At 59.9% G+C, this 26,481-nt stretch carries 24 protein-coding genes and 2 pseudogenes; 14 read left to right on the forward strand and 12 right to left on the reverse strand.

What is annotated here, in order from left to right:
* Positions 1-64 precede the first annotated feature (64 nt).
* From SOP95_RS17055 to SOP95_RS17100, 10 genes and pseudogenes are all read left to right on the forward strand, one after another.
* Positions 65-1,354 (forward strand): LssY C-terminal domain-containing protein, encoded by a 1,290-nt coding sequence (locus tag SOP95_RS17055; protein ID WP_274076443.1) that lies wholly within the window; start codon positions 65-67, stop codon positions 1,352-1,354.
* A 68-nt stretch (positions 1,355-1,422) separates the two neighbouring features.
* The gene (locus SOP95_RS17060; RefSeq protein WP_323607720.1) at positions 1,423-2,619 is read left to right on the forward strand and encodes an LssY C-terminal domain-containing protein; all 1,197 of its coding nucleotides are present in this window, start codon (positions 1,423-1,425) and stop codon (positions 2,617-2,619) included.
* Entirely contained in the window at positions 2,606-3,769 is a 1,164-nt protein-coding gene (locus SOP95_RS17065; RefSeq protein ID WP_323607721.1) for a hypothetical protein, read from the forward strand. Before SOP95_RS17060 ends, SOP95_RS17065 begins: the two co-directional genes overlap by 14 nt.
* A gap of 117 nt (positions 3,770-3,886) precedes the next feature.
* Positions 3,887-4,201 (forward strand): hypothetical protein, encoded by a 315-nt coding sequence (locus tag SOP95_RS17070; RefSeq protein ID WP_274076447.1) that lies wholly within the window; start codon positions 3,887-3,889, stop codon positions 4,199-4,201.
* Positions 4,202-4,435: 234 nt separating this feature from the next.
* Positions 4,436-5,251: an AraC family transcriptional regulator gene (locus SOP95_RS17075; RefSeq protein WP_323607722.1), complete on the forward strand. Its 816-nt coding sequence runs from the start codon at positions 4,436-4,438 to the stop codon at positions 5,249-5,251.
* 112 nt (positions 5,252-5,363) lie between these two features.
* Entirely contained in the window at positions 5,364-6,434 is a 1,071-nt protein-coding gene (locus SOP95_RS17080; protein ID WP_274076449.1) for a threonine aldolase family protein, read from the forward strand.
* Positions 6,435-6,737: 303 nt separating this feature from the next.
* On the forward strand, positions 6,738-7,622 hold the full coding sequence (locus tag SOP95_RS17085; protein WP_274076450.1) for a manganese catalase family protein: 885 nt from the start codon (positions 6,738-6,740) through the stop codon (positions 7,620-7,622).
* Positions 7,623-7,709: 87 nt separating this feature from the next.
* Positions 7,710-7,944, forward strand: a pseudogene (locus SOP95_RS17090) (ZIP family metal transporter); the annotation flags it as partial.
* 50 nt (positions 7,945-7,994) lie between these two features.
* On the forward strand, positions 7,995-8,426 hold the full coding sequence (locus SOP95_RS17095; protein ID WP_323607723.1) for a DNA methylase: 432 nt from the start codon (positions 7,995-7,997) through the stop codon (positions 8,424-8,426).
* A gap of 201 nt (positions 8,427-8,627) precedes the next feature.
* Entirely contained in the window at positions 8,628-8,861 is a 234-nt protein-coding gene (locus SOP95_RS17100; protein ID WP_274076452.1) for a hypothetical protein, read from the forward strand.
* Between the two features lie 394 nt (positions 8,862-9,255).
* Here SOP95_RS17100 and SOP95_RS17105 read toward each other — a convergent pair whose 3' ends face one another.
* The 5 genes and pseudogenes from SOP95_RS17105 to SOP95_RS17125 all read right to left on the reverse strand — a co-directional run bounded on the left by SOP95_RS17105 (position 9,256) and on the right by SOP95_RS17125 (position 13,849).
* Positions 9,256-9,996, reverse strand: a complete 741-nt coding sequence (locus tag SOP95_RS17105) for a Mut7-C RNAse domain-containing protein (RefSeq protein ID WP_274076453.1) — start codon at positions 9,994-9,996, stop codon at positions 9,256-9,258.
* Positions 9,997-10,043: 47 nt separating this feature from the next.
* Positions 10,044-11,720 carry a class II poly(R)-hydroxyalkanoic acid synthase gene (gene phaC / locus SOP95_RS17110; RefSeq protein WP_323607724.1) on the reverse strand — a complete coding sequence of 559 codons (1,677 nt, stop codon included), beginning with the start codon at positions 11,718-11,720 and terminating at the stop codon, positions 10,044-10,046.
* 161 nt (positions 11,721-11,881) lie between these two features.
* Positions 11,882-12,106 (reverse strand): annotated as a pseudogene (locus SOP95_RS17115) (FAD-dependent oxidoreductase); the annotation flags it as partial.
* Between the two features lie 119 nt (positions 12,107-12,225).
* Positions 12,226-12,681 carry a GNAT family N-acetyltransferase gene (locus tag SOP95_RS17120; protein ID WP_323607725.1) on the reverse strand — a complete coding sequence of 152 codons (456 nt, stop codon included), beginning with the start codon at positions 12,679-12,681 and terminating at the stop codon, positions 12,226-12,228.
* Between the two features lie 274 nt (positions 12,682-12,955).
* Positions 12,956-13,849 carry a LysR family transcriptional regulator gene (locus tag SOP95_RS17125; RefSeq protein WP_323607726.1) on the reverse strand — a complete coding sequence of 298 codons (894 nt, stop codon included), beginning with the start codon at positions 13,847-13,849 and terminating at the stop codon, positions 12,956-12,958.
* A gap of 94 nt (positions 13,850-13,943) precedes the next feature.
* On the opposite strand from SOP95_RS17125, the gene SOP95_RS17130 reads away from it, so the two are divergent.
* The 3 genes from SOP95_RS17130 (at position 13,944) to SOP95_RS17140 (ending at position 18,814) form a co-directional block, all read left to right on the forward strand.
* On the forward strand, positions 13,944-15,110 hold the full coding sequence (locus tag SOP95_RS17130) for an MFS transporter (RefSeq protein WP_323607727.1): 1,167 nt from the start codon (positions 13,944-13,946) through the stop codon (positions 15,108-15,110).
* 433 nt (positions 15,111-15,543) lie between these two features.
* Positions 15,544-16,995 (forward strand): DUF1254 domain-containing protein, encoded by a 1,452-nt coding sequence (locus SOP95_RS17135; RefSeq protein ID WP_274076472.1) that lies wholly within the window; start codon positions 15,544-15,546, stop codon positions 16,993-16,995.
* A 322-nt stretch (positions 16,996-17,317) separates the two neighbouring features.
* Positions 17,318-18,814 (forward strand): Fic family protein, encoded by a 1,497-nt coding sequence (locus tag SOP95_RS17140; protein ID WP_274076458.1) that lies wholly within the window; start codon positions 17,318-17,320, stop codon positions 18,812-18,814.
* A 487-nt stretch (positions 18,815-19,301) separates the two neighbouring features.
* Here SOP95_RS17140 and SOP95_RS17145 read toward each other — a convergent pair whose 3' ends face one another.
* Positions 19,302-20,138, reverse strand: a complete 837-nt coding sequence (locus SOP95_RS17145; protein WP_323607728.1) for an SDR family oxidoreductase — start codon at positions 20,136-20,138, stop codon at positions 19,302-19,304.
* A 21-nt stretch (positions 20,139-20,159) separates the two neighbouring features.
* Entirely contained in the window at positions 20,160-20,639 is a 480-nt protein-coding gene (locus SOP95_RS17150) for a (R)-mandelonitrile lyase (protein ID WP_323607729.1), read from the reverse strand.
* A gap of 119 nt (positions 20,640-20,758) precedes the next feature.
* Between SOP95_RS17150 and SOP95_RS17155 the strand changes: the two genes are divergently transcribed.
* Positions 20,759-21,670, forward strand: a complete 912-nt coding sequence (locus SOP95_RS17155; RefSeq protein ID WP_323607731.1) for a LysR family transcriptional regulator — start codon at positions 20,759-20,761, stop codon at positions 21,668-21,670.
* On the opposite strand, the gene SOP95_RS17160 is transcribed toward SOP95_RS17155, so the two are convergent.
* From SOP95_RS17160 to SOP95_RS17180, 5 genes are all read right to left on the reverse strand, one after another.
* Positions 21,640-22,284 (reverse strand): TetR/AcrR family transcriptional regulator, encoded by a 645-nt coding sequence (locus tag SOP95_RS17160; RefSeq protein WP_274076462.1) that lies wholly within the window; start codon positions 22,282-22,284, stop codon positions 21,640-21,642. The genes SOP95_RS17155 and SOP95_RS17160 overlap by 31 nt on opposite strands.
* Before the next feature lie 64 nt (positions 22,285-22,348).
* Positions 22,349-23,776, reverse strand: a complete 1,428-nt coding sequence (locus SOP95_RS17165) for a purine-cytosine permease family protein (RefSeq protein WP_323607732.1) — start codon at positions 23,774-23,776, stop codon at positions 22,349-22,351.
* Between the two features lie 93 nt (positions 23,777-23,869).
* Positions 23,870-25,012, reverse strand: a complete 1,143-nt coding sequence (locus SOP95_RS17170) for an acyl-CoA dehydrogenase family protein (RefSeq protein ID WP_323607735.1) — start codon at positions 25,010-25,012, stop codon at positions 23,870-23,872.
* Entirely contained in the window at positions 25,002-26,168 is a 1,167-nt protein-coding gene (locus SOP95_RS17175) for a CaiB/BaiF CoA transferase family protein (protein ID WP_323607736.1), read from the reverse strand. The genes SOP95_RS17170 and SOP95_RS17175 overlap by 11 nt, the downstream gene beginning before the upstream one ends.
* Positions 26,169-26,327: 159 nt before the next feature.
* Positions 26,328-26,481 (reverse strand): hypothetical protein (locus tag SOP95_RS17180; RefSeq protein WP_323607740.1); only part of this gene is annotated, 154 nt, incomplete at its 5' end.

A 26,481-nucleotide genomic window follows, 5' to 3' on the forward strand; every position in this document is an offset into this window, starting at 1 on the left:
GTCGCTACGGATTACGTAGGCAGGCCAGCGGAGATTGGTAAACCCCAGTTGATGAGGTTACGCGATGCATCGCATGGTGAGACACGTTCTCTCAGCAACGGCCATCGCAGCTGCGCTCGCCGGCTGCGCCTCCCAGCCTGCGCCAACGCCGAGCCTTGACTACAAGAGCCGCGCCGTGACGCGCAGCGATGGCGGCTTGCGCGTGTCGACCGCCGTACTGTCGGCCGCAGAAAGCGAGGCGGTCTACGGCGTGCCTCTGGCGAATAGATCGATACAGCCCGTCTGGGTCGAAGTCAACAATCAGGAAGATCGCGCCTACTATCTGCTTTCGCCGGGCCTGGATCCAAATTTCTTCCCCGCATCCGAGGCGGCCGAAGCATTTTTCTCAGGGACCCCTCAGGACGAGCGGACGGCGCTCGACCGGCACTTTCGTCGGCTGGCCTTGCGCAACCCTATCGCACCTGGCACGACAACCTCGGGCTTCGTGTTGACCAATCTCGACGAGGGGTTCAAGTTCGTTAACCTCGATCTGGTGGCAAACGGGCGGTCGAGGCATTTCTCTGTCCTGGCCCTCGTGCCGGGGCTGCGCGCCGATTACCATATCAGCGAAGTGTTCAGGCAGGGCATCGCGCCCGAAGACATTGTGAATTACACGGATGACGCCAGTTTCCAGGCGGCGCTGGAGGCGCTGCCGTGCTGCGTCACCAACGAGGAGGGTTCCAGCAACGGCGATCCGCTGAACCTGGTGGTCGTCGGCGGGCTCGATGATGCCTTCCCTGCATTCGCACGTCGCGGCTGGCGTGGGACCGAGGAGAAGTGGTCGGGGTCGATCATGAAAGTGGTCAATTCGGCGCTTTCCGGCGAGCGCTATCCCTATGCGCCAGTGAGCGATCTCTATCTGTTCGGGCGGGCTCAGGACCTTGCCTTGCAAAAGGCGCGTGACAACGTCCACCAGCGCAATCACCTGAGGCTGTGGCTGAGCCCGATGCAATATCACGGCAAGCAGGTGTGGGTGGGACAGATCAGCCGTGATATCGGCAGCCGGATGACCGTGCATACTGCGACGCTGACGACGCACAAGATCGACCCTGACGTCGACGAAGCACGCAGTGCCCTGACACAGGATATGGCGTATTCGGTGACGCTGGCCAAATTCGGCTTTGTGAAGGGGGTGGGGGCCGCGCCCCAGAGCGCGCCGCGCGAGAACCTGACGACCGATCCTTATTACACGGATGGACTGCGCTGTGTCCTGGTATTCGACCCCACGCACACCTCCCTGGGGCAAATCGAATTCTTTCTATCACAGGGCATCTACGAGAAGGGCGGACAACCACCGGGGCGGGTCAAGCCATGAGCCGCTTGCCGTCGGGGGATACTCTGCGATGTGCAATACGCTGCCTGCGCACCCTGGGTTGTGCAGCGATGCTTGCACTCGCCGTTGCTTGTTCGACCTGGCAGGCGCCTGCCGATTTCAGTACCTCCGGATTGCGTGAACGTGCGCAGACGGCCACCCATCACGAGATACGCGTCAGCGCCGCCGTGCTCAGTGCCGAAGACAGGCGGCAAATGCTGGGGGTCGAGTTGGACAGGACGCGTGTGCAGCCCGTGTGGGTCGAAGTCCAGAACCGGTCTGCCGAGCCGCTCTTGTTGCTGCGGCCGGGAACCGATCCCGATTATTTCTCGCCACTGGAAGTCGCCTGGTCCATGCACGGGTTATTCGCCCCGGCAGCGAACGCGCGCATCAATGCACACCTGGACCAACTGGGGTTCAAGAATCCCGTCCTGCCAGGCGAAACGAAAGCGGGCTTGCTGTTCATCAACCCGGAGCGCGCTACGCGGCTGCTGAATATCGATCTGCTGCAGAGAAAGACGCTGATCCCGTTCTCTCTCTTCTTGCGGGTGCCGGACGATGCCGGGGAAAAATGGTTTGCCGAAGGCTTGTTCCAGCATCAAGGTTCCGAGATCAAGGACTATGACGATCTGGTCGCGCTGCGTGCCGCGCTGGAGCGCCTTCCCTGCTGCGCCACTGACGCGAACGGCAGGGCGCAGGGCGATCCGTTCAATGTGATTCTCGTCGGTGAGTTCGCCGATATCGCCACCGCCTTTGTGCGGCGCGGCTACCGGCGTTCCACGCACCCCGCGGATGCGGCCGAACGTGCGTTCGGCCGCATGCCCGATGCCGTGGTGCGCAAGCAATCGCAAGCCGGAGCGCCGGCGACCTGGGTGCGTTTGTGGATCATGCCAATGCGCTTCGAGGGTCACTCCGTCTATCTCGCGCAGGTCGCACGACCAACCGGCGGACGCTTTGCACCGCGCGAGGCGCAAAATCTCGTCTTGCATGAGGACGTCGATGAGGCGAGAAATTTGCTGATCCAGGACATGATGTATTCGGCCGGCCTGGACAAGCTCGGGTTCGTCACCGGCGTCGGTCCCGCGTCCCAGGCACAACCGCGAACGACGTTCAGCGGCGCCCATTACTTCAGCGACGGTCTGCGTGCGGTCATGTTCTTTGCGACGCGACCGCTGAGCCTGTCGCAGGTGCAGATGCTCGATTGGGAACCGTATCTGGACTGGCGAGAATCGCCTGCACGCAAGGAGGTCGACAATGCCCGCGAGTAAACTGTTCGGCAGGCCGGATGACTCGGCCGGCCGTGTGTGCGGTGCCTACCCATTGTTGCGCAGCGCTGGCATGGCATGGCTGATGATCGCTGCCTGCCATGGGCTCACCGCCTGCGCACCCGCGCCGCTGATGGCCTACTCGCCGGACACACCGCCGCTGGTGCTGGTCCCCGCGTCGCAGGCCGGCGTGCAGGACAAGCGGGGGCGCTTTCGCGAGATTTTTTGCTCGATCCTCAATACGCGAGGAAGCGAGATTCCCGATAGCCGCCCTTGCGAGGAGGCACTGACACGCGTCGGCAGCGAACCTGCTGGCACTGGCAAGCCCGTCGATCTCGGTCAATCGAAACGCCGTCTGATCGGCGCTATGGTGGCCGGCGTCGGCTACGAATGCTTCGAGCAATGGCTGCAAGCGCCCGGCAGCGTAGCGGTTCATCTGCGTCAATTCGGCTATGACCTGGTGCAGATGAAGGTCGACGCCTTATCGAGTTCCGCAAAGAACGCTCGGCAAATACGTGACGCGATCATGGCGATGCCAGCCGAAGCCGGACCGCCGCGCCTCGTCCTGATCGGTTATTCGAAGGGCGCGCCCGACATTCTCGAAGCGATGGTCAATTACCCGGAAATCCGCGGCCGCGTGGCGGCAGTGGTCAGCGCAGCCGGCTCGGTCGGCGGCTCGGCGCTGGCCAACGATGCCGAGCAGTACCAGGCGGACCTGTTGCGACACTTTCCCGGTTCGACCTGCGATTCGGGCGACGGTGGCGCGATCGACAGCCTGCGACCCGCAACGCGCAAGAACTGGCTGGCGCAGCACCGGCTGCCGTCCGAACTGAACTACTATTCGCTCGTTACCTTCCCGCAGCCGGATCACATCTCGGCCATACTGAAATCGAGTTACAACAAGCTGGCGCAGATCGATGCCCGTAACGACAGCCAAGTGATTTTCTACGATCAGATAGTGCCGGGCAGCCGCCTGATGGGCTATATCAACGCCGATCATTGGGCACTGGCAGTGCCGATCGCCCGAACCCATTCGACCCTCGGATCACTGTTGGTGACACAGAATGCCTATCCGCGCGAGGCGCTGGCGGAGGCGATGCTGCGCTTCGTCGAAGAGGATCTGGCGGCATCTGAGCATTTGAGCATTAAGTAAAATAACAACAATGGGTGGAATCACGAGAACGGGAGAGGCGGCACAATATTTGGTGCCTAATCGGCAAGAGTGGTCTGCAGCAAAGCTCATTGGCGAAATCGACAATTAGGAATTAGTATGGATATTCAAGCGTTAAAACAGACCGCAATCGAATTGCGAAAACAACTGGAATTGTATAAGGACAAAGAGCCGGCAGCACTGGCTTTGTACGGGCAAATGGAATATTTGATATCCGCAGCTGAGCGTGGTGAGATCAATACCCAAGTTGAAGCAAGGGATATACCAGGCCATCGCATCATGGATGAGTCAAGCCTTCGGAAATATCGGGAACTTTCGGATGCTTATAGCAATTTTTATGTTGAACTTATCGAGGGTCGTGGCTCGGACACGCTTAAAATGATAGAGGAAATCATGAAAAAAGTCAGACCGTAAATTAGCTATTTCTCGGTTAAACTTGCACTGATATTCACCAAAAAAAAAGAATTAATCGGCGATGTGACAACTGCCCTTACTGTTGAGTGGTCAGCAGTACAGCTAATGGGTAACTTTCCGGGCATCCATAAGCAGTGCTTCGCGGCAGTTACTAGCTGACAACCTGTAGATCCATATCTTGCGCAGATCTAGAATGTGTTGGCCTTCCTCGCCGCCGATCCTGGTACGGATTCCATGACTGAGCACGCAAGTTACCACCACGTTAGTGAAGTTCCCGGCCTCGTGCTGGGCTCGGCGCGCCTGACGGATGCCGGTTTCGATCGCCATTACCACCTCGACTTCCACGTTGGCTTCGTGACCGAAGGCATCCAGCGTCATCGATCCAAAGGCGAGTCGTTTCTGCTGGGGCCGGGCAACATTGCCCTGATGCCGCCGGGTGAAATCCACGACGGCGTGGCCGAAGGCGGCGGCGCCTACACGCTCAAGACATTCCGTTTGTCCCAGGCGCTGGTCGCGAGCCTCGCAGAGGACATCAGTGGTCGGCCCAGTGAGCTGGAGCTGGCCGGCATGTTGCTCGAAAACACCGGGCTTGCCGGCCCCCTGCGCGGCTTGCACGAGGCCATGCAGCAGACCATCGGCCCTGGCGGTCTCGCGGTGCAGGCGCAATGGCTGACCCTTGTCGAGGGTCTGTTGCGTCAGTCGCGGGTGATCGTGCCCGAGGCGATTTCTGGAGCGCTCTCGCCCCTGCAATGGTCACGCCTCAGGGACTATTGTTTCAGCCACATCGATCAGCGCATTACCCTGGATGACCTCGCCGGTCTTTGCGGGTTGGGCCGGTTTTCGTTCCTCAAGCAGTTCAAACGGACCATCGGCATGACACCGCACGCATGGCTGCTGCGACTGCGTCTTGAACAAGCCTGTGGCCTGCTGTCGCGCAGCGAACTGCCGATCATCGATGTCGCCCACGCGGTCGGGTTTTACGATCAAAGCCACTTCAACCGTGCGTTTCGACACGCATTCGGCGTCGCGCCTTCACGCTACAGGCATTGAGTGTCGGCGTTTCGCTGGCCGTCAATTTTTTACAAGCCTGGGCACTGTCCCTCGCCCTAGGATGCGCAAAACCGGGCGACTCTTCTTCGCCCGTGCAGCCGAGGACAGGTAGATGAACGCTCAATCAAACCAACCGCTCGCATTGAGTTTTGCCAGCGACAACATCGCGGGGGCCTCAAAGGAAGTGGCGCAGGCCATGATCAGGCACAGCACCGGCCAGGCCAGTGCGTACGGCACGGACGAACTCTCCCTAAAGGTCAAGCTCAAGCTCAGCGAGATCTTCGAGCGCGACGTGGAGGTCTTTCTCGTCCCTACCGGCACCGCCGCCAACAGCCTGTGCCTGAGTGCGATGACGCCACCCTGGGGCAACATCTATTGCCATCCCGCCAGCCATATCAACAACGATGAATGCGGCGCCCCCGAGTTCTTTTCCAACGGCGCGAAGCTGATGACCATCGACGGCCCGTCGGCCAAGCTGGATGTCACCCGCCTGCGCGAACGGACAGGTGAAAAGGTCGGTGACGTGCACACGACCCAACCTGCCTGCGTCAGCATTACCCAGGCCACTGAAGTCGGTAGCCTCTACAGCCTGGACGAAATCGCCGCCATCGGTGAGGTGTGTAAGGCAAGCGCCCTGGGGTTCCACATGGACGGTTCGCGGTTCGCCAACGCGTTGGTTGCCCTGGGCTGCTCCCCGGCGCAGATGACGTGGAAAGCCGGGGTGGATGCGCTCTCGTTCGGGGCTACCAAGAATGGTGCGCTGGCCGCCGAAGCGATCGTCCTGTTCAACCCCACGCTTGCCACCGAGATGAGCTATCGCCGCAAGCGCTCCGGCCATCTGCTCTCCAAGATGCGTTTTATATCGGCGCAGATCGATGCGTACCTCACCGACGACCTGTGGCTACGTAACGCACGCCAGGCCAACACAGCCGCCCAGCGCCTGGCCCGTGGGCTGGCGGGTCTGCGAGGCGTTGAAGTCATGGCCGGCGCCGAGGCCAACATCCTGTTTTGCAAGCTGGATTCGGCAATCATCGAAGCTCTGCTGAAGGCCGGGTTCGGGTTCTACCATGATCGCTGGGGGCCAAACATCGTGCGCTTTGTCACCTCGTTCGCGACCACTGCCGAGGATGTCGATCATCTGCTGAGTCAGGTCCGGCGAGTGATCGATACGCTGAGCGCGTAAGCGATTGGGTAATGGCATTGATGGCTGAGCATGCGCCGGTGGTTGGTCGGGGTTGATGATGGAGGGGCGATGTAGCTCCACGCGATGTAGATTATATTTACGTCAGGTAAGTTTGGATCTGCGAAGGATCGACCGACGACTGGTGAAATAAATGCTTGAGTGGCAGTACGCCGTGCCGCTCGTCGAATTTGAAAAATCTTTAGAAAATTTTCTCAGGCCCTTCACCTTCAGATGACTGTGGGCGCCGCATTCAGTGAATCACCGAATGAGTATCGGCGCCTTTTTGGCCTGAGGAGATTCGTCATGTTCCTACATAACAAACGACTTCAATACACAGTGCGTGTTGCCCAACCCAATCCCGGTTTGGCGAACCTTTTACTTGAGCAGTTTGGCGGAGCCCAGGGGGAGTTGGCCGCTGCGTCCAGATACTTCACCCAGGCGTTGGCCGAAGAGGATCCAGGCAGAAAGGATCTACTGATGGACATTGCCACCGAAGAACTCAGTCACCTGGAGATCGTCGGTTCAATCATCGTGATGCTCAACAAGGGTGCCAAAGGCCGCCTGGCCGAAGGCGTGGAAGAGGAGGGCGAGCTGTATCGCGCAATCAATGGCGCCGGTAATGACTCGCACATCACCTGTCTGCTGTACGGCGCCGGTGCACCACTGACCAACTCCGCAGGCGTGCCGTGGTCGGCAGCCTACGTCGATACCATCGGTGAGCCCACGGCGGACATGCGTTCCAATATTGCTGCCGAGGCCCGCGCCAAGATCGTTTACGAGCGCTTGATGAACGTCACTGATGATCCGGGTGTGAAAGAGGCCCTGGGGTTTCTGATGACCCGCGAGATCGCGCATCAACTGTCGTTCGAAAAAGCCTTGCACTCGATCCAGCCGAACTTCCCGCAAGGCAAGCTGCCCGGCATGCCCGAGTTCACCAATGTGTACTTCAACCTGTCTCAGGGCGAAGGCAGCACGCGTGGGCCGTGGAACCAGGGTGTCGATTGGGATTATGTAGAAGATCCAAAGCCGGCAGTCGATGGCGGTGATGGCACTGCCAGCGTGGAGTTGAGCGCTGACGAAGACTCGCTGCTGATGGACATGAAAGCCCGCACGATGTCTGACCCCGAAAGCAATCCCATCACGGGTGCAGACCTGGGCTCGGGTGTCCAGGGACGTGATGAAGCCTGATAGATGTCACCGCACGCCGTCATGGCGTGCGGTGTTTCTCATTCAACGATGCGAAACAGGAGGTCTCATGTCCGAACCGTCCTGATTGCCGTTGCATCAGGCCTGATGGAGCCTTTAGGCGCTGTTGTCGGCCTCGGCATTTCAACCAGTTTCGCCCTGGGCTACCCCGTCGCTTTGGGCCTTGCAGCAGGGGGCGATGATCTTTGTTGTCTCCCATGAGGTCATACCCGAGGCACATCGCCATGGCAATCAAACGCCCGCGACGTTGGGGCTGATGCTGGGGTTCGGGGTCATGATGTTTCTCGATACGGCATTGGGCTGACCGCCTTACCCGTTCGAACCGGATAAGGCGCCTGAGAGGAGAAGATTTCAATGCACGAGATTATCAGTGCACAGGATTTGAATATTGACCTGCAAAGCGCAAATGAAGAGGGCTTGTTCAAATGGCTGGTCGCCAGTTTTTTAATGGGCAAAAGGATTCAGGCCCGAATTGCCGCGCAAGCGTATCGAGTGATTGTCGATAAGCATAAGCGTGACACACCGGGCAAGCTCGCCCACAGCACCCATCGGGAACTCGTCGCCATGTTGGGCGAGGCGCATTATGTGCGATATGACGAAACTACCTCTGCGCGTCTGTTGGCCTTGGCTCACAAACTCAACAATGAGTACGCAGGGAAGGTGAGTAATATCGTCAGCGCGAGCGCGGATCGCCGGGACTTTGAGAATCGGCTCAATGCCTTTGAAGGTATTGGTCCCAAGACGGTCGAAATTTTCATGCGCGAGGCGTCACGAGTGATCCTGTGAACGCGCAATAGCGCCGAGGGACAGGCCGAGCAGAGCAAGTCGTACAAAAAAAGCACCGGAGACAACCTCAACATGGCGAACTTTCTTTCGATCTACCAAGTCGATTAGCTATCAGCCTCGTGCGCAACAGTAGAGGGTGCGCAAGCCTTGGCTAGTGGCTCGCGATGGATCCAGAACAAATATTAAAAAATGGTGATCGCGATGAATTGTCTTATTTGTGTCGGTGTCGCACAGCGCATTCAATGCGACGGCCCATGGGAAGAAAGAGACTGTCCGGACTGTGGTCGCTACCGTGTTTCAGATGAGCTCATCCTGGCCTTGATTGATCAGGGGCAGATCTTCGACGTCAGCAAGACGAGGGATATGCTCAATAACCGGCGTCTGGAGGATGCTATTCCGACAATTGAAATCCATGAGGCGCTACTGGTGTCTTGATAGGGTCGCGCAAACCATGCCAACGCAAAAAATAACCGTTGAAGGCTTGCAGTTGAATGTTTCAATCCGCGGCCAAGGCTCACCGCTGCTCTTGCTCAACGGCCTGGGTGGTTTGATCCGTACCTTCGATCCCCTGCGCGATGAACTGATGGATTTCAGGACCATTACGCTGGACGTGCCCGGGGTCGGAAAATCGCAAATGCCCCGCTGGCCGATGCGTCTGCCGCGCCATGCCGACCTGATCGCCGGGATGACGGCTGTTCCGTCCGCACCAGCGGATGCTGATTCTCACCGGCGAACGCGACCCCCTGGTGCGTCTGTACAACGCGCACATCCTGCGCCGCACTATCCGCCGTGCCGAACTGCATGTCCTGCAGGGGCCCGATGCACGCGGCTATCGTTTCATCAGAGCTGCCAGCAATGCACTCATATCGCGCCAGTGCGACCCCTCCCAGTAAACCCGTTGGCAGGCGTCGCAGTGCAGGAAGTGCGAATGGAGGGCCGCAATGCGTGGCGGCACCCGTGGCCGAGCCCGTTCCGGGCTGAGCTCGTGCAGCGGCAGGTTGCAGTGAAGGCACAGGCTGAAGGGTCGCGCACAACGAGCCAGGTCGAGGCGCTCGAACAATTCGCGCAGCTGCAGCGATGGTTTAAGGGCATGCACATAACAGCCGTGGCTGATGATTCGGCGCTTGAGCAGGTCGCGGTCGCGCGTCAGCACGATACGGCCGTGCTGCGCAGCGATCTCGGCGATTTCGCCATCCTCGAAACCATTGTCGTAGAGGGTGTCGAAGCCGCTCATGCGCAGCAGCCGGGCCAGCCCGCCAAGGTGTGCGTCCGCGACGAAGCGCAGCACCCGTAAAGGTTGCGCACGCACCTTGAGCAGCGGGCTGATGTCCAGCGCTTCGAACTTGGGATACACCGCCAGCCGGTCGCTGTCGAGGATCACCCGCTCGAAGCCCACCGACTCGCCGTTCAGCAGCACCAGCTCGACCTCGGTGTGCGGTACCCCGAGGGCCTCGATCATGTGCTTGACCGTCGCCCCTCGCGCGCACTCGCAGGTAAAGGGTTGCCGCCGCCGTTCGGCGGGCAGGAAATCGTTGAGCTCCTCATAGAAGCGGAAGGTTGCGCTGGTCATGCTCAACAGTATGGCAGGGCTGCAGGCACACAGCCCTGCCAACCGATTCAGCGCAGGTGCACGTAGGTACCCGGCGCAGCCTCGGCGGCGGCATAGGCCCTGTTGCCCAGTTTGCGCGGAGCCTTTTTGTGATCGCCCGAGCGTGCCTGCAGCCAGGCCAGCCAGTGGGGCCACCAGGACCCGGCCTGTTGACTGGCAGTATCCATCCACTCCTGAGCCTCGACGGGCAGGTTGCTGTTGGTCATGAAGCGCGCCTTGGGGTTGCCCGGCGGGTTGAGGATGCTCTGGATATGCCCGCTGTTGGACACCACGAACTCGCCCTGGCCGCCAAACAGATGCATGGAGCGATAGCAGGCGTCCCACGGGGTGATGTGGTCGCTCATGCCTGCGATGCAGTAGAAGTCACTGGTGACCTGGCTGAGGTCTATCGGTGTGCCGCCGACCTCCAGGGCGCCGGCGCGAGCGAACGGGTTGGTCTGGTACATATCGATGAATTCGCCGTGCAGCGTGGCGGGCAGGTTGGTCGTGTCGTTGTTCCAGTAGAGGACATCGAAGGCCGGCGGCTCGTTGCCGAGCAGGTAGTTGTTGATCCAGTAACTCCAGATCAAGTCATTGGGGCGCATCCAGGCAAAGACCTTGGCCAGCTCGCGGCCCTCGAGCACGCCCGCCTGACAGGAACGGCGCTTGGCGGCCGTCAGGGTCTTCTCGTCGGCGAACAGCCCGACCTGGGTGTCGGGGCGGATGTCCAGCATGCTGACCGCCAGGGTAAAGGCATTGATCTTTTTCTCGTCCAGGGCGGCGTAGTGACCCAGCAGCGAGGACAGGGTGCAGCCTCCGGAACAGGCGCCGAAGGTGTTCAGGTCGGCGCTGCCGGTGACCGCAAGCACCGCGTCGATCGCTTCCTTCAGGGCTTCCACGTAGCTGGTCAAACCCCATTCGCGCTGGGCCTTGCCCGGGTTGCGCCAACTGATGGCGAAGGTCTGGATACCGCTGCCGAGCAGAAAACGGATCAGGCTCTTTTCCGGCGTCAGGTCAAACAGGTAGAACTTGTTGATCTGCGGCGGCACCACCAGAAACGGACGCACCTGCACCTGCTCGGTACGGGGCTTGTACTGGATCAACTCCAGCACCTCATTGCGAAACACCACCGCACCTTCGGTGATGCCCAGGTTGTGGCCTACCTCGAACGCCGTCTTGTCCACCTGGCTGGGCATGCCGCCGTTTTCGAGCAGGTCCCGGGTCAGCTGCGAGAAGCCATCGAGGATGCTCTTGCCGCCGGTTTCAAAGAAGCGCTTCAGTGCGACCGGGTTGGCCAGGGTGTTGGTCGGCGCCATCGCATCGGTCAGCAGGCCGATGACGAACTGACCACGCTGAGCGTCCTGTTCGCTGAGGCTGCTGGTGCTGATCCAGTCGTTCATCTCCTGGCACCAGGCCAGGTAAGTCTTCATGTAGCGACGGTAGAGCGGGTTGCGCTGCCAGGTCAGCTCGTCGAAGCGCTTGTCTCCCGCCGCGGGCTTGAGCGGCGAGCGGTCGAGCAATACATTTTTCAGCTCGATACCGAATGCGGCCATGTGCCGAGCGCTGTGCACGGGCTGCTTCAACACTTGTCGCAGGACCATGCGGGCGGTACCGAGCAGGTCGCGCCCGCGAGGGCCGACCGCCGGATTGAGGTTCAATGTGTGTATTGCGGCTTGCTGGGAGAGTTCTTTATTTTTCTTGTTCATTGTGCTGCTCCGGTAAGGCCCCGAAGACGGGCGCCCGGCAGTTAAAGGGCTGCGAGCAAGCCGTGCATTGAAAAAGGCAGGGCTGGCCACGCAGATCTTGAGCAGCAGCTTATAGAGGGGGGAACGGCAAACATTTCATTTGACGACAACGTCTTTTCACTTCATGACAATCCATGACCTTTTATCCGCGATTTGCTGAATCGCTCGGGACGACAGGATTCAAGGGCAGGGGATACCTTGTCGTCGACTATTTCCTCGCTGGCAAGTCGGCCCACGATCGCCGCCAGCGTGACGCCAGGATGCATGGCGCAAACGTACACTCCATCGATATCGGGCAGATAGCCGATGATGGGGATGCCATCGACAGGCATTGGCCTGAGTCCAGCCAGGTGATACGCCAGGGACGCGCCCACAATGCCTGCCCCGATGACGACCACTCGCTTGCCTGCGTTATTTTCCATGACAGCTTCCGTTCTGTTGGCCTGATTAAAGTACTGGATCCGGGCTAGTGCTCCAATGTCTTCGCCATGATGATGGTGCGCTCGGATTGGTGGAATTCGTCGCGGATTTTCTTGAAGCCAAGCGCAGCGTAAAAACCTTGCGCAGTGATTGAAGAGGGGACACGCAGGAGGCTGACGCCATCTTTTATGGCGATCGATTGAATCATCGCCATCAACTGTCTTCCGATGCCTTTCCCTTGCCAGGTTGGGTCGACAAACACGCTTCGGACGACGTCCTTATCAAGACTGGCTGTTGCAACGATATGACTGTCGGTTGTTGCTACTAGCACCTGACGCCGGGTCAACAAATCAAGGATCGCCGATGGAGAAAAACTTGACTCCACTTGATCGATGATTGCGGATGAATAGTCCAGGGTATTGGACTCGCGAAGGGTGCCAATGATGATCCGACTGATTGCCAGTGCATCTGCATTGGTTGCGTTTCGAATCAGGCAACTCATTCAGGTGGCTCCTTGCGTGTGATCCCTTGATCGTAAAGGGATGTGGCGTTACTGGCGAGTATGAAAGGCGCCTGATGTATTGCGAACGCTGCATCGATTGGACATTGACTCGTTCAGATGACTGCTTTTGGCCGTTTTTTTGTTTGTTATGGACTCCCGATTGTTCCAGTCAGGCAGACCACCCACTGATAGCGCGCCCAACGATGGGCTGTTCACTACTTGCTTGATGCGTACAGCATCACGAGCAGCCGGAAGAATCAAGTGACGCCACCGCTTACATCCGGTGATGTTCCAACAAGAAGTCCACGAACAACCGCACCCGAGCCGGCATTGCCGAGCCCCCTACGAACACCGCATGAATCGGCTCCTGGTCGCCGGGGTTCCAGGCTTCCAGCAGCGGTATCAGGTCACCGCGCTGCAGATCCTCGCTCACGCTGAACTCGCCGATACGCGCAATGCCGGCACCTACTCGCGCGAGTTGTGCCAGCGCTTCACCACTGCTGCATTCGATGTTGCCGCTGACCTTCAGGGAAAACTCTCTTGCGTCGCGGATGAACGGCCAGTTGGGTTCCGCACGCCGGAAGTTGAAGCGTAGGCAGTTGTGCCGTAGCAGGTCTTCCGGTTCCTGGGGGATGCCGTGGCGCTGCAGATACTCGGGCGATGCCACCACTACCTGGCCGGTGTTGCCGATCCTGCGCGCGGTCAGCGGGCTGTCGGGCAGATGGCCAAAGCGCACCGCGACGTCGGCCTGGCCGCCGAGAATGTCGACCACTTCGTCGCCGAGGGTGAGGTCGACGACGATGTTCGGGTAGCGGGCGCTGAATGCTGCCACCAAGGGAACGATGGCCAGTCGCCCATGGCCAAGGGCGGCGCTGACGCGTAATCGGCCCTTCGGTACGCCTTGGTCGGCGATGGCTTCTTCAACCTCGGCCATGTCGGCCAGGATACGCCGGGCGCCGCGCAGGAAAGCCTCGCCCTCGGCGGTGAAGGTGATCGCTCGGGTGGTGCGCAACAGCAGGCGCGTGCCAAGACGTTGTTCGGTACGCGCGATGATCCGGCTGACCGCCGAGGGTGTCAGCCCCAATGCACGCGCGGCGGCCGACAGGCTGCCTTCCTGCGCCACCGTGGCGAACACTTCCATTTCACCTGACCTGCCGTTGAAGTCCATTTGTGCCTCTTACGCAAAGGTGATTGCCGAAAATGCTATCTACCGCCTGAAAAGGTTGGATCGTAGCATTGGCGGCATAGATAAGGAGCCTTCCATGCGTATCAATCCACCACTTGTCGCACTCGCCATTGGTGCCTTTGGCATCGGCGTTACCGAGTTCGCCCCCATGGGCATGTTGCCGGGCATCGCTGCGGATCTCGGTGTTTCCATTCCCGCCGCAGGTCTGTTGGTCAGTGCTTACGCCCTGGGCGTACTGCTCGGCGCGCCGCTGATGACCCTGACCACCGGCAGGATTCCCCGGCGCTATCTGCTGATCGGACTCATGGCGATTTTCACCCTGGGTAATCTGATGTCAGCCCTGGCCACCGATTACTACAGCCTCATGGTCGCCAGAGTGGTGACTTCACTGAACCACGGCGCGTTCTTTGGCGTTGGCTCCATCGTCGCCGCCAGCGTCGTCGCTCCGCAGAAACGAGCCGGGGCGGTTGCGGCGATGTTCATGGGCCTTACCCTGGCAACCATCGGCGATGTGCCGCTGGCCGCCTGGTTTGGCGAACTGTTCGGCTGGCGCACCGCATTCTGGGGTATCACCGGCCTCGGCGTGGTGGCCATGGCCGCGTTGTGGTTCGCCCTGCCGAACCTGCCGGCGCCGAAAAGCGTCGGCGTTATGGCCGAAATTCGGGTACTGGGCCGTGGCCCGGTGCTGGGGGCGTTGGCCCTGACCGTCGTCGGCTCGGGTGCAATGTTTACCGTCTTCACCTACATCGCGCCGATCCTCAGCAGCGAGACCCATGCGTCCACCGCCTACATCACCGCCATGCTGGTGCTGTTCGGTGTGGGGTTGACGCTGGGCAACATGTGGGGCGGCAAGGCCGCCGACCGCTCGATAGATCGCACACTGATCGTTTCGCTGAGTGTGCTGATTCTCGTCTTGCTGGCGTTCACCGTGCTGATGCGTTGGCCGCTGCCGGCCGCCGTTGCCATCCTGATATGGGGTATCGCCAGCTTCGCCCTGGTGCCGCCGCTACAGATGCGCGTCATGGAGGCTGCGAAGGACGCGCCCAATCTGGCCTCGGCGGTGAACATCGGTGCCTTCAACCTGGGCAACGCGATTGGTGCGGCGCTGGGTGGAGCGGTGATCAATGCCGGTCTGGGTTATCCGGCGATTTCCCTGGCCGGAGCGGCAGTGGCGGGTCTGGGGCTGCTGATGGTGTTGGCTTTTGCCTGGCGTTCCAGAACGATTGCAGCTGCGGTGGTGTGAGGGGGGGTAGTCACCATTGATGAGTAACGACTAGCGGCCAGTTGTTGCCTGTCGCGAAGGACTGCAAGCGACCCATTGCAGTCGCAGGCAGCCCTCATTAATGATATCGGACACACAACAGTAGTTTTCTGACTGTTCGCCTTTAGCTCGCAAGGGGATGCCGGCTTATTGTGATCTACACTCCTTGGGCGTGTGGATGGGGCCATGCCAGTCGATCCGTAAAAACCTTGTCTGGTTATCGTGTATCAGGCGAGTTCGACAACGCCTAAATTCAGGCCCTGACCGCCAACGCGACTTGGCGCTACTGAGAAAAATCCAAGAGCGTTTCATGTGTCATGCCTGGTATCTAACCGTCGGCATGAAAACTCACGACGCCAGCTTGCACTAAGCCAACGAGGTGAAAATGAACAGGAAGTCAAACCGGGGCTGGACGATGGCTGCGGCACTCGTCGTAGTGGGTTCAACGGTATTTGCTGGGTGTGCGAGCAAGAACGATCCGATCACACAGGCAAACAAGGCCGATGTGACCAAGGGCGTACCCGCACCAAGTCTCGAGCAGACCAAGGCGATCGCCGAGGAAGGTTTCATCTACGGCTTGCCGCTGGTGATGAACTACGCCGTGATGCACGAATATGCCGTCGACAAGGGCGGCCCGCAATACAAGGCGCCGTTCAACCAGATCAAGAACGAGCCTCGCGTCTTCACCTACCAAGATACGGCCATCATCACTCCGAACAGCGACACCCCGTACTCATTTGTCTGGCTGGACCTGCGCGCGGAGCCGATGGTTATCTCGGTGCCGGCAGTGGACAAGCGGCGTTACTACTCGGTGCAGATGATCGACGGCAACACTTACAACTACGGTTACATCGGCAGCCGTGCCACCGGCAACGAAGCGGGCGACTACATGGTGGTCGGTCCCGATTGGAAAGGCGCGCCCCCTCCCGGTATCAAAAAAGTCTTCACCTCCACCACCCCCTTTGCCGTGAGCGCCATTCGGACTCAGCTCTACAATGCCAAGGACATGCCGAATGTCGAGAAGGTGCAAGCGGGCTATAAGGTCCAGCCTCTTTCCGCCTTCCTCCATCAACCCGCGCCGCCCACTGCGCCGAAGATTGATTTCGTGCCGGCTACGACGGAAGGCATCAAGGCCAACTTCTACGAGTACTTGTCGGCCGCGATGGAGTATGTGCCGCCATCGGCCGACGACCAGGAGATCCGGGCCAAGCTGGCGAGCATTGGGGTGGGACCTGGTCGCACCTTCGAATTCAAGGACCTCTCGCTCGAGCACAAGGCTGTGGTCCTGCTCGGGATGAAGGCCGGTGACGAGAAGGTCGACAAGTTCCTCGCGAGCGGGACGAAGATAATCAACGGCTGGAACGTAGGCGCGTACTTCGGCGACCAAACGTTCTACAAGGCCGACTGGCTGAAGCGTGCTGGTGCTGCGAAAGGCGGCCTTTACGGCAACGACGCCGTCGAGGCGATGTATCCCAACACGCGCACCGACGGCACCGGCCATACGCTGGATACCAGCAAGCGCAAGTACACGCTGACTTTCCCGGCCGGCAAACTGCCGCCAGTCAATGCCTTCTGGTCAGTGACCATGTACGACGGCAAGAGCCAGCTGCTGGTCAAGAATCCGCTCAACCGTTACCTGATCAATTCGCCGATGCTGTCGGCGATGAAGAAAAACACGGATGGTTCACTGACGCTGTACATCCAGAAAGACTCCCCCGGCAAGGCCAAGGAGGCAAACTGGTTGCCCGCGCCTGACGATACCGTCTTTCTGGTAATGCGCCTCTATTGGCCAAAGACCGCCCCCCCTTCGATTCTTCCCGCTGGCGAAGGCAGCTGGCAGCCACCGGCGCTGGTGGTATCGAAGTAGTGCGACCCATTGCTGACACGTAGGTCGGTGTCGGCCATTGCTACCTTTTTTGCCAATAGCAGCCGATCATGAAGGGCTGCTATTGGTCTCTTGCCCACTCGACAATTGTCCCATCATGCTGCGGCTGATGAGCCTACCTTCAGGCTGCCACGCTGAGAGTCCGGGGCCGACCACTACACAGATTCCCGGCGCGCCGAAAATCAGAAAGCCCGAAAATAGTGGTTACGCAGCCATTTTCGGTTAATATTTTCTGAGTGTTCGGCGCGTATTTTAAGAAAATCTTGGCTCGGTTAAAAAAATCTAGCCAACGACTGGGGAAAAAATGGGAAATCTAGTGGGTTACGCCCATTTGATCAATGCGATGGGGCTGAAGGCTATCGGGGTAAAGAAGCCCGCACTCGTTCAACCCGTCACCCGCATTGAGCGGATCAACGGCGCGCTTGCAGTGCCGCAAGCGGTTGCACCGGAGGCTGGGGATTTTCTCGCCCACATCATCTTTGCGCTCAAACATGAGGGCGTCAATCTCTCTATTTTGGCGCAGGCTCTGCCTCGCATTGAAGGTCAACTCCTTGTCGAGGCCATAACCCAATCTCCCAGCAGTGGCTATCTGCGTAAAGTCTGCTTCCTCTGGGAAGTCTACTCCGGCGCTTTACTGGACTACACGGACAAGCCTCGGGGCCCCGGCGTCCTCCTTTTTGATCCAGAGCGCTACATCACTGGCCCATCGGTGCGAAACAACCGCTGGCGCGTGGACTTCAATGGGCTGGGGACACTCCAATATTGCGCGACGGTAGAGCGCACGCCTGAGGTCCAAGCCCTGCTTGAATACGACATTCTAGGGCGCTCGAAAGAGTTCATTGCTTCCTTGCCTAAGGAAATGATGGATCGCACCATCAACTGGGCGTACCTGAGCGAAACAGATTCCTCATTTGCGATTGAAAAGGAAGCACCAAGCCAGCAGAAGTCAGAGCGTTTCGTTCAGTTGCTGCGCCAGGCACATGACCGCCAGCCGCTTACCGAAGACTACTTGGTCTCTCTGCAAAACAATGCAATTTCCCAACCGCTTGAATGGGCGGTGGCCTTCCGGCATGAACAAAACCACCTGACCAACTCCTTTCGAGGAGCGGCAGGGGTCACCTATATCCCCCCACCTCCAGACCTTTGCCGGGATCTGATGTTCGAACTCATGGCCTTCGCAAACCGTGCACCGTTGGAGCTTGACCCGCTGGTGGCCGCCGGCATTGCCTCATTCGGGTTCGTGTTCTTGCATCCCTTCATGGATGGGAATGGCCGACTGTCGCGCTTCTTGATACACCAGGCATTGTGCTGCAGCGGTGCGCTGGAGAACGGTTTGTTACTCCCTGTCTCCGTTGCCATGAAGCGAGAGGAGCAACGCTACCTTGAAGCTCTGCAGAGCTTCTCGAAACCTGCCCGGCAATTCTGGGACGTTCGTTGGATCGATGCCGACAACATGTCGCTTAACTTCACCGGCGACCCAAGCCTCTATCGCTACTGGGATGCGACTGAATGTGTGGCCTTCACGCTGGAAATGGCCAAGCGGGCATTGGAAATTGAACTGAGGGAAGAAACCGAGTATCTGCAACGATACGACACGTTGCTCAAGGTGGTTAATGACAACTACGACGTGCGCGGCAGCCTCTTGAGCAAGCTGATAATGCAGTGCTTAGACCAGAATGGGGTCGTATCAAAGGGCCGGCGGAAGCAATACAACGGGTATATCCAAGAGGAGGTTTTCGACTTCCTGGAAGGTCACGCCCAAGCCCTTCTGGCAGAAGCCTACGCAGAGCCCGACGACTAATAGTCTAGCGACCGGGGCGGTTGAATGACCGGTGGCAGATCCCTTGGATGAAGCCATGGCCATCTCAGTCCCGCCATCTCCACTAGCTATCAGGCGGCCCAACCTTTCAAACTCCTCAGCTTTGAAAAGGCCCAAAGCGTGCGGTCGTTCACCCACGTGACAATCACTGGAATACCTCAAGTCTGTAACAGGCGCTGATCAAAGCAATCAGCAGCCTGCGACAGACTCCATTTATTCCCGACAGACTTTATTTCATAGCTCAAGCAGGCCAGGCAGGAGATCTACTTTTTCAACAGAATCGGCCGAAAGCTGCCTGTCGTGAAGGGCAGCTATCGACTCAAAGATGTCGCTAATCAACCGATCCATGGGGCTGCGCTGATTGAGCTTGCGTTACTACCCATGCGCTTTCTTCAGCCCTTGCAAGCGCACTTTCGCCCTTTGCACAGCGGGCAGGGAGGGTGGAGGTCATCAGTTCCACGGCAGTGACTTACTGAGGCGCCAGGTCTCCGTACCAGTAGGCTCCGGTGACGCCGCCATCCATGAGAAAGTCGCTGCCGGTGATGAAGGTGCCTTCGGGCCCCATCAGTAACGCCGCGACTGCACCGACTTCGTCGGGTGTGCCGCCACGGCCGGCAGCGCTGAGATCGATCATGCGGCGGTAGCCTTCGCCACGCGGACCGCTCAATTCGTCTCTGGCCAGTGGGGTGAAGATGATGCCGGGGCTGATGGCGTTGACTCGTGCCCCGCGCTTGCCCCAGCGTACGGCCTCGGCCATCACGCGCAGCGAATTGGCGCGCTTGGAGATCTGATAGGCGTTCAATGGATCAGTCACCTGGTCGGCCTGAAGCATGGGCAGTGCCAGCAATTGCTCGACAGGCGTGGTGGCCAGTGCCTTGTCCTGTTCGGGTGTCAGGGCGGGCAGGCGATGGCCGGACTGCGAGGCGATGACGATTGCCGAGCCGCCCTCGGCGATCACTTTGCCAAACGCTTCCAGCACCGGGGCGGTGCCATAGAGGTCCACTCGCAGGATGGTCGCTACCGGCGCTTGGGAAGGTGAAACACCCGCCGCGTGGATCACGCCGGTGATGTCACCTATGGCGGTTGCCATTCGAACCAGTGCCTCGACCGATTCGCGCGAAGAAACGTCGACGACGGTCGTGCTGACTTCGAAGCCTGCGTCGAGTAGCACCTTGGCCGCTGCGTCAGCGTTCTCCAGGCGCAGGTCGGCCAGCAGGACATGTTTACCCGCGCTGACGCGGCGGGCAATCGCCTGGCCAATCGAACCTGCTCCAATGACGACTATGACTTTGCGGGTGTTTTTCATGAGGACCTCGTGTGAATTCGATCAAAGCCCTTGGGCGTACTGTTCGTCGCTGACCTGTTCCAGCCAGTCGACCACTTCGCCGTCCAGCACTTCGGCAATGGCGATATGCGTCATTGCAGTGGTGGCGGTCGCGCCGTGCCAGTGTTTGATGTTTGGTGGAATCCACACGGTGTCTCCCGGTTTGATTGAACGAACCGGTTGCCCCAACGCCTGCACCAGTCCGGATCCCGCGGTGACGATCAAGGTCTGGCCCAACGGGTGAGTGTGCCAGGCAGTGCGAGCGCCCGGTTCAAAGGTCACGGTGGCGCCGCTGACCCGCGCCTCTTGTGTCCCCTTGAACGGCGCGTCGACCCGAACAGTGCCGGTAAAGTAATCGGCGGGTCCCTTGGCGGAAGGCTGCGAGCCGTTCGGGTTAATGACGAGCATGGGTTTTTCCCCTTCTGCGGTTACATCGAAAGCGAGCAATGACAGCGACAACGCCGTGGCCGCGAGATTTTTCATGACGGTTCCCTTGAGGCAACAGCCGTCGGTGACGACCTGAATGGATCTAAAATCTATCAGCTGCTCATTAATATGATTAGAGGCTAGAATCCGAAAATATTTATGTGAGGTTCTCATCAATGCTCAGGGAAAACGCCAGTGATCTGCTTGCCTTCCTCGCCGTGGCAAAGGAGCGAAGCTTTACCAAGGCCGCTGCCAGGCTCGGCGTCTCCCAATCAGCGCTGAGCCATACAATTCGTGGCCTGGAAGCGCGCCTTGGACTGCGTTTGTTGACGCGCACCACCCGCAGCGTTTCGCCCACCGAGGCCGGCGAGCGCCTGATGAGCAGGGTGGGACCCCACTTCGAGGAAATCGAACTGGAGCTGGCTGACCTGAGTGATCTGCGCGACACCCCTGCGGGCAATATCCGTATCAACGCAATGGATCACGTGCTGGACCAGATCATTCGGCCCGTGCTCAAAGACTTCCTCCCCAGGTATCCGGACATCTCGGTGGAAGTCTGTTGCGACTACAGCTTCGTCGACATCGCCGCACAGGGCTTTGATGCCGGGGTCAGGCTGGGCGAGGACGTGGCGCAAGGCATGATTGCCACGCGTATCGGGCCGGACATGCGCATGTCGGTGGTGGGGTCTCCTGGCTACTTTGCCAACCGCGAACTACCCACGACGCCTCGGGCGCTCACAGATCACTTGTGCAATAACCTGCGCTTGCCCACCAACGGCGGCCTGTATGCCTGGGAGTTCGCCAAGGATGGCGAACGTCTCAAGGTTCGCGTGACAGGCCAGGTGACCTACAACGGTGTTTATCAGCTGTTGGCAGCGGCGCTGGACGGTTTCGGGTTGAGCTACATTCCCCATGACCTGGTCGCGCCTCACCTCGAAGCCGGGCGCCTGGTTCAAGTGCTGGAAGACTGGTCGCCATGGTTTTCCGGTTTTCATCTCTATTACCCGAGTCGGCGCCAGGCGTCGCCCGCGTTTGCGTTGCTGGTGGAGGCGTTGCGTTACAAGAACCCATCCTCTTCGACGTCCTGAGGCTCCCGTAGCGCGATATCCTGGCTGCTGGCGATCATGCGCATGACACAACCGGTGAACAAGTCCGTCAGGTGCTGTTGGGTGATCTGCACTTCGCTCCACTGCAACTGGCCATAGAGCATGCCCATCACCGCGTGGGTGATCAGGCAGATCTCGGCATCCGGCTTGCCCTTCACCCGGTATTGCTCGGCGATGATGTCGCTCAACAGCTTGCTGTGTGCGCGCTTCGACTGGTCGGCGTGGCGTTGCTGTTCCTCGTTGAGGTTGACGAACTCGCGGGTCACCAGGATCAATCGGTGCCTTTCAAGCAGAGCAAAGCTGACGAATGCCTGGACAAAACGACGTAGCCGTTCGGTTGGGTTCCTGGCGCCTTTCAGGCGGCGCCTGGTCGTGAGCAGCAAGTCTGACAAGGCGGACTCGATGAGCTCGAACAACAAGCACTGTTTATTTTCGATGTGGTGGTAAAGCGACCCGGCCTGCAGCCCCAGGTGACCTGCCAGGTCACGCAGGCCAATGGCCTGGAAGCCGCGTGTGGCGAAGAGTTCGACTGCAGCGTGAACAAGCCGGTCGCGAGGGGTGGGTGGCGAAAGGGCGCAGGCGTTAGCGGCAGGCATGGAAGAAACTCGATCTGGCTTAGGGACAGGGCAGCCCGGGCGAGCGGCCCTGTGTTGAGGTGGATCAGACCGGGGTGGTCTCCTGCGGCAGAATCAGTCGCGAAGGAATCCGTTGTCGCGAACCCCGCGCCACCCAGTAGTAGATGATGGCGGGAACGATCAGGCCGATCAGCCATGAGATATCGGTGCCGCCCAGTGTCTCGACCAGGGGACCAGTGTAGAAACTGGTAGCAATGAACGGCATCTGAATCAGTACCCCAAGTGTGTAGACCGCAATGCCCGGCAGGTTCCAGCGTCCATAGCGGCCATCGGGATCGGACAGGGCGGGTATGTCGTAGCGCTCTTTGGTCACCAGGTAGAAATCCACCAGGTTGATAGCGCTCCAGGGGGTGAAAAACGCCAGCAGGAACAGGATGAAGGCGGAAAAATCATGCAGGAACGAGTGCCGCCCCATCAGTGCCAGCGCTGTCGCCAACCCGACCATGATCAGGATGTAGACCGAGCGCAGGGTCCTGGAGATTTCCTGATTGCCGCGAAAGCCGCTGACGATCGTGGCCAGGGACATGAAGCTGCCGTAGGCGTTGAGAGTGGTGATGGTGACCTTGCCGAACACGATACTGAAAAACAGCAGCGAGGCGACAAAGCCACTCGCCCCCAGGCCAACGATGTAGGACACCTCATGGCCGGCAAACTGATCGCCCGCCAGCGCCGCGACGAACACGCCGAAGATCATCGAGATCTGTGTGCCGATCACCGATCCCAGGCCCACGGCGAGAAAGGTCTTCACGGCGGATGTGGTTCTCGGCAGGTAGCGCGAATAGTCCGCGACGTAGGGGCCGAAGGCGATTTGCCAGGAGGCTGACAGCGAGATGGCCAACAGAAAACTGCTCAGGGAAAAATGCCGGTTGGCCAGCAGTTCGCCGATGTCGTGGGCCGACAGCAAGCGATAGAACAGGTAGAAAAACGACACCACGCCAATCAGGCTCGACAGCCGCCCGATCACATGGATGGTCCGATAACCGAGAACGGTCAGCACGACGATCATGGCCGCGAAAATCAGAATGCCGCTGGCATCGCTGACGTTCATCAGTTGGCTGATGGCCTGGCCGGCGAGCACCGAACCGCTGGCCGAAAACCCCACATACATCAGGCAGGCCAGCACGATGGGAATGACCGCGCCATAGACGCCGAACTGCACGCGACTGGAGATCATCTGGGGCAGGCCAAGCTGTGGCCCCTGGGCCGCATGCAGGGCCATGATCGCGCCGCCCAGCAGTTGCCCGATCAGCAGGCCGATCAACGACCAGAACACATCACCGCCCAGCACCACGGCCAGCGCCCCGGTAACAATCGCGGTGACTTGCAGGTTGGCGCCGAACCATAGTGTGAACTGGCTGAGCAGCCGGCCATGGCGCTCCGATTCGGGGATGTAATCGATGGATCGCCGTTCTATATACGTCTTGCGCTGCGCACTTTCTTTGGAGGCGGACATGGCGGTTCCTCTCGGGTGTCGTGGCATACGACAACCTTCTCGGGTTGGGATAAAAAGGGCGGGGCCTGGGATCAGGCCCCGGTTGTCGCGTTGTTAACGCTGGGCGTCGAGCACGCTTCGCGAAATGATGATTTTCTGTACTTCCGAGGTGCCCTCGAAAATTCGCAGGATGCGCGCGTCGCGAACGTAGCGCTCCAGCGGGAGGTCGCGGATGTAGCCATAGCCACCGTGCAGCTGCAGCGCGGCATCGGTGACGAAGCCGGCGCATTCGGCGGCGAACAGCTTGGCGGTGGCCGACTCCAGGCTGAAACGTTCACCGCTGTCGCGACGCGCGGCGGCTTTCCAGGTGAGCATGCGCGCGGCTTCCAGTTGCGTGTGCATGTCGGCCAGGCGCCATTGCGTGCCTTGATAGGCCGCCAGCGGCTTGGGCCCGATCTGCCGTTCGCGGACCCAGCCCAGGCTGGCCTGCAACGCCGCATTGGCCACCCCCAGGGACATCGCCGCCACTTCGACGCGGCCGCGATCGAGCACCGCCATGGCCGTGTTGAAACCGTCGCCTTCGCTACCCAGTAGTGCCGACGCGGGCAACCAGCAGTCCAGGGATAGCTCATAGATGGTGCTACCGCGCAGGCCCATGGTTTTTTCCGGGCTGGAAAAACTGATGCCCTCGGTGCCCTGGGGAATCATGAAGGCGCTGATGCCCTTGTGCCCGGCGTCGGCGTCGGTCTTGGCATAGAGCACGATGAAACCGGCTTCGCGGGCGTTGGTGATGTAGTGCTTGCTGCCGCGAATTCTCCAGCCACCGTCTTCAGGTTGCGCACGGCAGCGCATGTCGGCCGGGTTGGAACCCGCGGCCGGTTCGGTCAGGGCGAAGGCACCGAGCAACTCGCCGCTGGCGGCGCGGGGCAACCATTCCTGCTTTTGCGCTTCGGTGCCGCCGATCAGGATCGAGTCGGTCGCCAGGAAGTGCGCGGTCAAGGCCGACGCGGTGGAGGCACAAGCACCGGCCACGGCCTCGACCACACGGCTCATGGCCAGGCTGCCAATCCCCAGCCCGCCATATTCCTCCGGCAGGTTGATGCCCATGCCACCCAGTTCTGCCAAGGCTTGCAGGCTTTCGGCGCAGAAGGTTTCGGTTTCGTCGTAATGCTGGGCGCGGGGCTGGATCACCTCGCGGGCCAGTTTTTCAGCGGATTCGATCACCGCCATTTCGACTTGATCCAATTCAAAGTTCATGGGAAAGCTCCTGTTTGTTCATGCCGAATGCCGCATTGTCAGCGCCCAGGCGTGGGGCGAGGGTGACGGCGTGGGGTTTGTGGCCATTGAAGAAAACCGGTTGCGGCACCAGCGGTTGCGCGGCGCCCTCGGGCCGGATCAGCAGTTGACGGGCGTGCGCCTGTTCACTGTCGGCGGCCTGGGCGAGGTTCCACACCGGGGAGGAGGGCACGCCGGCATCGAGCAGGATGTCGCAGGCCTGCTCGACGCTCAGCTGGCGCGTCCAGTGTTCGATTTGTGCGCGCAACGCCGGCTCGTTCAACGTCCGTTGCGGGTCCTCGGCGAAGAGTGGGTCGTTGGCCAGTTCCGGCTTGCCCATGCACTGGCACAAGCGTTGGAACAGCTTGTCGCTCGCCACCGCGATGACCACCTGGCCGTCGGCTGCAGAGTAGGTGTCGAAGGGTGTCGATACCGGATGGCGGTTGCCGACCAGGCCGGGCGCAACGCCGTGGGCGAAGAGATTGGACAGCCCGGTCATTTGCAGGCTGAACAACACATCAAACATGGCCACGTCGATAAATTGCGCGCCCGGGGTGTGCCGCTCGCGGGCGAACAGCGCCGAGCTGATCGCCCAGGCGGCATAGACACCGGCACACAGATCGCCGATGGACTCGCCGCTGCGCGTCGGTCCCGTCTCGGCAAAACCGGTGACGCTCATCAGGCCGGACATCGCTTGCGCGACAATGTCGTAGGCGGGCTTGTTGGACAGCGGGCCGTGCTGGCCAAAGCCGGAAATGCTCGCGTAGATCAGCCTCGGGTTGTATTGCTTGAGGGTATCGAAGTCGATGCCCAGGCGACGGGTTACGCCGGGGCGGAAGTTCTCCACGACGACGTCGGCATCGCGTACCAATTCATACAACAGGGCCAGGTCCTGGGCAGACTTGAAGTCCATCTCGACACTGCGCTTGCCGCGATTGATCAGGCCGAAATAGACGCTTTCGCCATCCTTGAACGGGCCCAGGTGGCGGCTGTCATCGCCGTGCCCCGGCACTTCGAACTTGATGACGTCGGCGCCGAGGTCTGCCAGCATGGCGGTGCAGTGCGGGCCGGCCAGTACGCGGCTCAGGTCCAGTACGCGAACGCCCTGTAGTTGTTGGGTAAACGGGTTGTTGCTCATGGCAGTTTCCTCGGGGAAAGGGGCTGAATTGTTATTCCGGATGTGCAATCCCCCTGTAGGAGCGAGCTTGCTCGCGAAGGCGTCTTTCCTGACACACCTCGGTGCGGCATTCGCTGGCAAGCCAGCTCCTACAGGTTTGCGTCGGCCAAGGCCGGTTTTTTATTTACCGGTAATCATCGGCAGGTTCAGCCCTTGCTCCTTGGCGCAGTCGATCGCGATCTGGTAACCGGCATCGGCATGGCGCATCACGCCGGTCGCCGGGTCGTTGTGCAACACGCGAGCGATACGCTCGGCCGCTTCATCGGTACCGTCG

Source organism: Pseudomonas sp. YuFO8, assembly GCF_035065025.1.
GTDB classification, from domain to species: domain Bacteria; phylum Pseudomonadota; class Gammaproteobacteria; order Pseudomonadales; family Pseudomonadaceae; genus Aquipseudomonas; species Aquipseudomonas putida_AE.